The organism is Microvirga sp. GN3 (assembly GCF_055792825.1).
The window spans coordinates 3,513-5,152 of the sequence record NZ_JBVVAK010000285.1 but is presented as its reverse complement, the minus strand read 5'-3'; the positions used below and the strand labels follow the sequence as shown (position 1 = coordinate 5,152).

Annotated in this window: 3 protein-coding genes and 1 pseudogene; 3 read left to right on the top strand and 1 reads right to left on the bottom strand. The window is 63.0% G+C overall.

Annotation, left to right across the window (positions count from 1 at the left end):
- From ACS5Q1_RS46395 to ACS5Q1_RS46385, 3 genes and pseudogenes are all read left to right on the top strand, one after another.
- A partial coding sequence (locus ACS5Q1_RS46395; protein WP_473104542.1) for a hypothetical protein occupies positions 1–263 on the top strand: 263 nt, incomplete at its 5' end.
- A gap of 164 nt (positions 264–427) precedes the next feature.
- Positions 428–538, top strand: a pseudogene (locus tag ACS5Q1_RS46390) (RidA family protein); the annotation flags it as partial.
- Positions 539–679: 141 nt separating this feature from the next.
- The gene (locus tag ACS5Q1_RS46385) at positions 680–892 is read left to right on the top strand and encodes a hypothetical protein (protein WP_473104541.1); all 213 of its coding nucleotides are present in this window, start codon (positions 680–682) and stop codon (positions 890–892) included.
- A gap of 5 nt (positions 893–897) precedes the next feature.
- Here the strand turns inward: ACS5Q1_RS46385 and ACS5Q1_RS46380 are convergent.
- A partial coding sequence (locus ACS5Q1_RS46380; RefSeq protein ID WP_473104540.1) for an IS91 family transposase occupies positions 898–1,640 on the bottom strand: 743 nt, incomplete at its 5' end.

Genomic DNA, 1,640 nt, shown 5'->3' with positions numbered 1-1,640 from the left:
GGACGCTGCATCCGCAGCACCAACTCAATCAGCTCTTCCTTTGTCAGACGCTGCAAATCAGTGCGATCCATCGCCCCATGGAGTCAGGCATTGAGCCTGCTGACAAGGGCGTGGGTAATTACCGTTCCAGAGAGAGGGACGGTTCGCTTGGCGGCTCCTGCACGGACTTTAGGGACACGCCTGTCCGTCGAGATTTCTTACTCCCGGCGCTGCTCCGTTTGGCTGCCATCCGTCTTTCCCTGCCGATCAGAACGCCGATCTAGGCCGACAACGCGAGGAATGTCGATCCTGAACGATTGACTCATACGATGTACGATGTCATTCACTCGTACATCGTACGAGACGGTCATAGGGGCGATGGGTTAAAGTTCAATCCTGCCGGTCACGAGGATTCGGTGCTCCCGATCGTCAGAGCCGAGAGACAATCATGTCACGCGCAATCAAGCATCTGCTTATCGGAGGGCTAGTCATCATGACCATGGGCGTTCCCACTGCGACGACAGCAAATGAGAATGATCTCAAGCTGACCATCGTCAATCTGGAGGGTTCTGTGAGGTCCGGTCGCGACGGAACGTGTGAAGGCCCTCATCCGGAAGGACCTCATTGAAGCCGGATTGAGCGAAGCCGTGAGACGGGGATGGCGCTATGGGGATTGTAGGGAAGGCCTACTCCCGGAAGTGTGCAAGGCAGCGCTGGCCTCGGCATGTGGAACGCGATCCGTGTGCCTGATGGTGCCGACGGCGACGGCTCGGTGCCGATGATCGCGTTGAATACGGCCGGCCCGGTCACCGGAGAGCACCCGGATCTTTCCCGCTCCGGGACGCGGTGCAAACAGATGCAGGGCGGCGCGCATGGCGGCCGGCTCGGTTATGGCCATGCTGCAGGCGGTTGATCCTCTCATGAACTGTCGCTCCAGAAGGGACGGCGGGGCACCTCCCCACATCGCCAGATGCCGAACGTGACCATCTGTCGGCCGCACCAGGAGCACCGGCTGGCCGGAGTTGCGGCGGGCCGATCATGCGTGGTGTCGGCGGCGCTCTCTTGCGCCGTGATGGTCAGCAGTCTGCGACACAGTTCCAGCTTTTGGGCGCGATGGCCATTCGCGAGAAAGCCGTAATGTCGGATGCGGTGGAAGCCGTCCGGCAGGGTGTGCAGCAGGAAGCGCCGGATGAACTCGTGGGCATCGAGCGTCATGACCTTGGCCTTGCCGCGATGCCGATAGTCCTTCCAGCGGAACGCGACCCTGCCGTCGGCCAGACTGACAAGACGGGAATTGGCGATGGCGACGCGATGGGTGTAGCGGCCGAGATAGGTCAGCATCTGCCCGGGGCCACCGAAGGGCGGCTTGGCGTAGACGATCCATTCGACACGACGGACCTCTGCCAGCCGGCGGCGGAACGCGGCGGGCGCCATCAGCCCGGCGAGGTCGCCAAAGAAGCTCAGTTTGCCCGCGTCATAGGCGGCTTGCAGGTCCTGCAGAACCAGCCGGCGAAACAGGCGCGACAGGACCCGCACGGGCAGGAAGAAGCCGGGCCGGCACGCGATCCACTGCACGGCCCCGGATCGTCCGCTAGGCCCCGGCACGTCACCTAGCGCACGGCCGGGCCGAAGAAGGACGGGCACGCCCAGGACAGCGCGGA